This window comes from Rhodanobacteraceae bacterium (assembly GCA_024234055.1).
Classification (GTDB): Bacteria; Pseudomonadota; Gammaproteobacteria; order Xanthomonadales; family SZUA-5; genus JADKFD01.
In genome coordinates this window covers 106763-113366 of the sequence record JACKOW010000015.1, presented here as the reverse complement: position 1 = coordinate 113366, position 6604 = coordinate 106763, and the positions used below count along the sequence as shown (strand labels likewise).

6 protein-coding genes are annotated in these 6604 nt (G+C 65.0%); 3 read left to right on the top strand and 3 right to left on the bottom strand.

Features of this window, described 5'->3' with window-relative positions:
- Nucleotides 1–401 precede the first annotated feature (401 nt).
- A complete protein-coding gene (locus tag H7A19_18365; protein MCP5476797.1) occupies nucleotides 402–1580 on the top strand; it encodes a phosphoglycerate kinase in 1179 nt (392 codons plus the stop codon).
- Nucleotides 1581–1861: 281 nt separating this feature from the next.
- On the opposite strand, the gene H7A19_18360 is transcribed toward H7A19_18365, so the two are convergent.
- The 3 genes from H7A19_18360 to H7A19_18350 all read right to left on the bottom strand — a co-directional run bounded on the left by H7A19_18360 (nucleotide 1862) and on the right by H7A19_18350 (nucleotide 4193).
- On the bottom strand, nucleotides 1862–3532 hold the full coding sequence (locus tag H7A19_18360; GenBank protein MCP5476796.1) for a urocanate hydratase: 1671 nt from the start codon (nucleotides 3530–3532) through the stop codon (nucleotides 1862–1864).
- Nucleotides 3533–3616: 84 nt separating this feature from the next.
- Nucleotides 3617–4015, bottom strand: coding sequence for a hypothetical protein (locus H7A19_18355; protein ID MCP5476795.1), 399 nt, complete (start codon nucleotides 4013–4015; stop codon nucleotides 3617–3619).
- A gap of 40 nt (nucleotides 4016–4055) precedes the next feature.
- Nucleotides 4056–4193 (bottom strand): hypothetical protein, encoded by a 138-nt coding sequence (locus tag H7A19_18350; protein MCP5476794.1) that lies wholly within the window; start codon nucleotides 4191–4193, stop codon nucleotides 4056–4058.
- Between H7A19_18350 and H7A19_18345 the strand changes: the two genes are divergently transcribed.
- Together H7A19_18345 and H7A19_18340 are read left to right on the top strand one after the other, a co-directional pair.
- Nucleotides 4180–5079 (top strand): ABC transporter ATP-binding protein, encoded by a 900-nt coding sequence (locus H7A19_18345; protein ID MCP5476793.1) that lies wholly within the window; start codon nucleotides 4180–4182, stop codon nucleotides 5077–5079. The genes H7A19_18350 and H7A19_18345 overlap by 14 nt on opposite strands.
- Nucleotides 5079–6512, top strand: coding sequence for a hypothetical protein (locus H7A19_18340; protein MCP5476792.1), 1434 nt, complete (start codon nucleotides 5079–5081; stop codon nucleotides 6510–6512). Before H7A19_18345 ends, H7A19_18340 begins: the two co-directional genes overlap by 1 nt.
- The last annotated feature ends 92 nt before the right edge of the window (nucleotides 6513–6604 follow it).

Below are 6604 nucleotides of genomic sequence, written 5' to 3'. Positions count from 1 at the left end.
CGGCACTGCTCACCGGCCATGAACCGCAAGCTTGCTGGTAGGAGCGACCTCGCGTCGCGACCGGGCAGCCACACGACCGCAGCTACCGATCGCGCCGCAAGGGCGCTCCTACCGTTGAACGACGCCGACCTTGCGCGCGCGCGGATGGAAAATCAATGGCTTACGACATGGAATCATGCAGCGCAGCGCATCAATTCAAGCTCGGGCGCCCGAGCGAAACCTGTATCTGGATTGCTTCGCTGCGCTCGCAATGACGCCGTTTCGGGGCGCTCGCGCCGAGTCCCGAATCCCGAATCCCGAATCCCGAGTCCCGAATCCCGAGCCCCGAGTCCCGACGTCCCGCGCCCTCTGCCCGCCGGCTATCCTATCCCTCAACCCTGAACCACCCTAGAGACCTGCCGATGAGCTTCCTGCGCATGACCGATCTTGATCTGCACGACAAACGTGTCCTGATCCGTGAAGACCTGAACGTACCGATCAAGGATGGCCAGATCAGCAGCGAGCAACGTTTGACGGCTGCGCTGCCGACCCTCCGCGAGGCGCTGGCCGCTGGCGCCAGGGTCATGGTCATGTCGCATCTGGGCCGACCCAAGGAGGGCGTCTACGATGCCGAGTCCTCCCTGGCGCCGGTGGCGGAATGGTTGAGTGCACACCTGGGACAAGCGGTGCCGCTGGTGCGCGACTGGCTGGAGGGTGTCGAGCTTGCGCCTGGCACTATCGCGCTGTGCGAAAACGTCCGTTTCAACGCCGGCGAGGGCAAGGACGATGAAACCCTGTCACGGCGCATGGCTGCGCTCTGCGATGTGTTCGTCATGGATGCCTTCGGCACCGCTCACCGGGCCCAGGCCTCGACCCATGGTGTCGCCAAGTACGCACCCATTGCCTGCGCAGGCCCGCTGCTGGCGGCTGAACTGGATGCCCTGGCCAAGGCACTGAAACAACCGGCGCGGCCGTTGCTGGCCATCGTCGCCGGCTCCAAGGTCTCGACCAAGCTGGAACTGCTGGGCAGCTTGGTCGACAAGGTCGACCAGCTGATCGTGGGTGGCGGCATCGCCAACACCTTCATTGCCGCCGCCGGCTTTGGTGTCGGCCGATCCCTGCACGAGCCCGATCTGCTCGACGCCGCCCGCGCCATCGTCGCCAAGGCGCAAGCTCGCGGTGCCAGCATCCCGCTACCGCTGGATGTGGTCACAGCCCCTGCCTTTGCTGCCGATGCCAAGAGCACGATCGAGGGCATTGAAACCGTGTCGGCAGAGGAGATGATCCTCGACATCGGCCCGAAGACCGCTGCCCTCTATGCCGAACTGATTGCCAAAGCCGGCACCGTGGTCTGGAACGGCCCGGTCGGCGTGTTCGAATTCGACGCCTTTGGCGAGGGCACCAAGGCCATCGCACAAGCCATTGCCAGGTCCTCGGCCTTTTCGATCGCAGGCGGCGGCGACACCCTTGCGGCCATCGAGAAGTACGGCATCGAAAAGGACATCGGCTACATCAGCACCGGCGGCGGCGCCTTCCTGGAGTTCCTCGAAGGCAAGACCCTGCCGGCCGTGGCGATGCTGGAGCAGCGCGCGGCGGGGTGAGCGGTTGTCGGTTGCCGGTTGCCGGTTGCCGGTTGCCGGTTGCCGGTTGTCGGTTGTCGGTTGTCGGTTGTCGGTAGAAGCGGGCTCACGCGGAGGCGCGGAGTCGAGCGGTTGTCGGTTGCTGGTTTCGGCGATGGAGCGGGAGTTGGAGATTGGTGCCGTTATCGGTGCGCCTTGCCATGAAGCCGCGTGAAATTGGCCGGCTGTTGTAGGTCCAGACTTGTCTGGACCCACAAAAGCCGAGTCCCAACAACCGACAACCGACAACCAACAACCAGCCCTCACCCCATCGGCAGCTTCAAGCCCTGCTCATGGGCGCAGTCGGTGGCGATCTGGTAGCCGGCATCGTGATGGCGATACACCCCCATGGCCGGGTCGTTCCAGAGCACGCGGGCGATGCGGCGGTCGGCGTGGGCCGAGCCGTCGCAGACGATGACGATGCCTGAATGCTGCGAGTAGCCCATGCCGACGCCGCCGCCGTGATGCAACGACACCCAGGTGGCGCCACCGGCAACGGCGCCCATGGCGTTCAGCAGCGGCCAGTCGGATACGGCATCGGAACCATCTTTCATGGCTTCGGTTTCGCGATTGGGCGAGGCCACCGAGCCTGAATCCAGATGATCGCGGCCGATCACGATCGGCGCCTTCAGCTCACCATTGCGCACCATCTCGTTGAAGGCCAGTCCCAACCGGTGGCGCTGACCCAGGCCCACCCAGCAGATGCGCGCCGGCAGGCCCTGGAAGGCGATGCGGGCTTCGGCCATGTCCAGCCAGTGATGCAGATGCGGATCGTCGGGGATCAGCTCCTTGACCTTGGCATCGGTCTTGCGGATGTCCTCGGGATCACCCGACAGCGCCACCCAGCGGAAGGGGCCGATGCCGCGACAGAACAGCGGGCGCACATAGGCCGGCACGAAACCGGGGAAGTCGAAGGCATGAACCAGCCCCTCATCCTTGGCCATCTGGCGGATATTGTTGCCGTAGTCGAAGGTGGGAATGCCCTGCGCATGGAAGGCCAGCATGGCTTCGACGTGGTCGCGCATCGAGGCCTTGGCGGCGCGCGCGGTGCCTTCGGTGTCGGCCTTGCGGCGCTGGAACCACTGCTCGACCGTCCAGCCACTCGGCAGATAGCCGTTGACCGGATCATGGGCGCTGGTCTGATCGGTCACGGCGTCGGGCTTGACCCCGCGACGCACCAGTTCCGGCAAGATCTCGGCGGCGTTACCGAGCAGACCGACGCTGATCGCCTTGCCGGCAGCGGTGTGGGCGGTGATGCGCGCCAGCGCGTCGTCCAGATCGCTGGCCTGCTCGTCCAGGTAGCGGGTACGCAAACGCATGTCGATGCGGCTCTGCTGGCATTCGATATTGAGCGAACAGGCACCGGCCATCGCCGCCGCCAGCGGCTGGGCGCCACCCATGCCACCGAGACCGGCGGTCAGAATCCACTTGCCGGTAAGATTGCCACCGAAATGCTGCCGCCCCATCTCGACGAAGGTCTCGTAGGTGCCCTGGACGATGCCTTGCGAGCCAATGTAGATCCACGAGCCGGCGGTCATCTGCCCGTACATCATCAGGCCCTTGCGATCGAGCTCGTTGAAATGCTCCCAGGTCGCCCAGTGCGGCACCAGATTGGAATTGGCCAGCAGCACCCGCGGCGCGTCGGCATGGGTGCGCAGGATGCCGACCGGCTTGCCGGACTGGATAAGCAGGGTTTCGTCGGCCTCCAGCTCGGTGAGCGCACGGACGATGGCGTCGAAGCACTCCCAGTCGCGGGCGGCGCGGCCGATGCCACCGTAGACCACCAGTTCCGCCGGATTTTCCGCGACTTCGGGATCAAGGTTGTTCATCAGCATGCGCAAGGGCGCCTCGCTGAGCCAGCTCTTGCAGCTGATCGCACTGCCGCGCGCGGCGCGGACCAGACGGGTGTGATCGATACGGGTGCTCATCGGCAGGTCACTGGCAACGGGACAGGCTGGCCATGATAGCGGCCAGCACGTGCGCCGGTGGCTGCGATCAGGTTTGGAACACAGCTGCCACTAGCGCTGCACCAGCGGATTCGCTCCCGGACAGGCTTTGGCTACAATGGCATAGCGTCCCGGATTCACCGCCTTCAGACCTGTGCGGGCCTCCTGGTTGCTGCAGTCGAACTGAGTCAATACCCGCTCATAAAGACCTGCAGCACCCTTCAAATTGTCCACGCGAATCATGGCCTCTGCGGCATGCAAAGCGTCCCGTACTTGCTGTAATTGAATCATCGTGTCGACGTTGATGTCTGGGCGCTTGATGGTGGGAAACGCGGGCGCACGAATCCCACTCGCGCCCGGAGATGGTTGAGCCACAGGCAATGTGAACCGTCCGCTGGTGACTGCGCCCACGCCCAGCAATAGCCCCAGCAAGAGTCCGATTGCGAATACCACGAGCATGCGATGGTTCATCAAGCTCAATGCCCCTGTGGCAAAAGACCAAATTTCTCTCTCAACGCGTCAACGCGTGCGCGGAGGCCACAACTTCGGGCAGATCGGCGCAGAATCCTTCTTGCCTGCCCTTTGGCATGTCAAAGTTGTTGACGCTTTCCGTATTCTCGGCGTCCTCGAATTGAATGGTCAGGCTCATGGATTCGGCAGTTGAAACCGCCAGCGCCCTGCGCATCGAAGGCCTGCGCAAGTGCTTCGGCAAACAGACGGTGCTCGATTATCTGGACTGGTCGCTGCCTGCTGGCCGCGTGGTCGGGTTACTCGGACGCAATGGCGCTGGCAAGTCGACGCTGATCCGCTGCGCGCTGGGCCTGTCGCCGGTGGACGATGGCCGGATCGAGATCTTCGGCGAGCCGGTGACCGAGCTGCGTCCGGAAACGCTGCACCGAATCGGTTACGTGCCGCAGAGCTTCGACCTGTTTCCATGGATGAAGGTGCGCCAGTATCTGGCCTTCCACGCGGCGTTCTACGAAGGCTGGAACCGCGAGATGGTCGATGGCCTGCTCGGCCGCTGGGAAGTCGATGCGGCCAAGAAGATCGGTGAGCTGTCACAGGGCCAGCGCCAGAAACTGGCGATCATCCGCGCCATTGCGCCCGATCCGGATCTGTTGCTGCTGGACGAACCGGTGGCCAGCCTGGATCCGCAGACGCGACGGCTGTTCCTCGATGAGTTGCTGCGGATCACCCGACGCCCGGGCAAGACGGTGGTGTTCTCGACCCACATCACCACCGACCTGGAACGCGCGGACGCCGAGATTGCGCTGCTCAAGTCCGGGCGCATCCAGTTCTCCTGCGATCTGCCCACACTGAAGTCGCGGGTGCGCCGGGTCGATCTGCTGGGCGCGCAGCCGCCCGCCGACTGGCGCCATCCGGGCATCGTCCGTCAGACCATCGAGGACGGCGGGGCGCACTGGATCGTCGATGGCCTCGATGCCGCGACGGTGGAGGGCTTCGCGGCGCGTTTCGGCGCCAGTGCCGTGACCTCGCCGATGTCGCTGGAAGACATCTTCATCGAGCTCGGCTGATGGCCAGGCCCTCGATCCAGCAACGCCGGCAGTTCGCGACCGCGGTCAGCGCCCTGCTGAAGCTGCCGCTGCAGCGTTATCCGCTGGCAGCGCTGTTCATGAGTCTGATGATGGCTGCCGGCTGGGGCGTGCTGGTCTGGTCGGGCAAGCCCAAATGGGTGTATGGCTCGCTGGCGCTGCACGCCTACGCGCTGATGTTCATCGGCATGCTCAGCGCCATGGTCTGGACCTCGGTCTGCCGCCCGGAATCGCAGACGCTGCCGCGTTTTCGCACTGGGCTGGCCACCGTCTGGGGCTGGTATCTGCTGGTCTTTGCCGTGCTGCCCGGCGCCATCGCCCATGCCTGCGGCGTCGATGGCTTGCTGGTGGCCAGTGGCCTGTGTCTACTGCTGGCCACCTCCATCGCCAGTGGCAGCGGCCTGCGCTGGGCGGCACTGGTCTGGCTGCTGCCTCTGCCTCTGGGCATCTGGCCGAATGTGGCCCGCGAGATCTGGCTGGCGCTGACAGAATCGGCGCTGTCGCCGCTGTTGCTGCTTGCCATCGCCGCCGTTCTGATGCGGATCGTCTGGCGGCGATTGATGCGGGTCAGTGATGGTGCGCCGACGCTGTCACCCGCCGATCTCAATGTCGCCGACCTCAGCAGCGCCGCCGATCAGGCCCGGATCAGTCAGGCCGGCGGCATCGCCATCTGGATGCAGAAACTGCAGCATCGATTCTCGGCCACCGCTTTCGACAGTGCCTTGCGGGCACTGGCCTTGGGTCGTCGCGGATCGGCAGAGCGCGCCATCGGCATGGTGCTGCTGCCGAACACGCATTGGCGCGGCATGGCGCTGGAGACATTCGTCACTGCCGCCTTTGTCGGCTTCATTGCCTGGATCTTCGCGCAGCGTGCGTCGGGCCCGCCACCGATCAACCTGGTCGCCAGCTATGTGGGCTTGCTGACTGCCCTGCGCTTCCAGCAGTTGCATCGGGCGACGCTGATGCTGCGTCCGAGCCTGGTCGATGTCTATCTGGCGTCAGCACCGCGTTCGCAACTGGAATTCAGCGAGTCCGTGGCCTCGGCACTGACTCGATCGCTGCTCCCATCCACGCTGTTCGCGGTGACGCTGCTGGCGGTGCTCAGCGTGCTCTATCCGCAGGAGCAACGCTGGCCGCTGATTCTGGGCGGCACGGCGGGTGCCTTCGGCAGTAGCCTGGCCGGTCTCGGCGTGGTGCTGATGCTGCTGGATTCGGAGCGCCCGCGATTGATCCTCGGCATGGTCGTGCTCAGCATGCTCGGCGCCATCCCGACCTCATTGTGTGTCTCCGCAGCGCTCTATTCCAAGGCCCCGCTCCTGGTCGCCGCCCTGGTGCTTGCCGGCGCGGGCGGTTTCTACACCTACGCCCGCGCCCAGGCCATCCGTTGGCCCATCCGTTTCGACGGCGCCACGTAGGTCGGAACCCGCCTACCGCAAGCCACCATCCCTGCGCCACCGCCGGTCAGGCGGATTCCGACATCGGCATCGCGACGATCCTGTCCTGACGC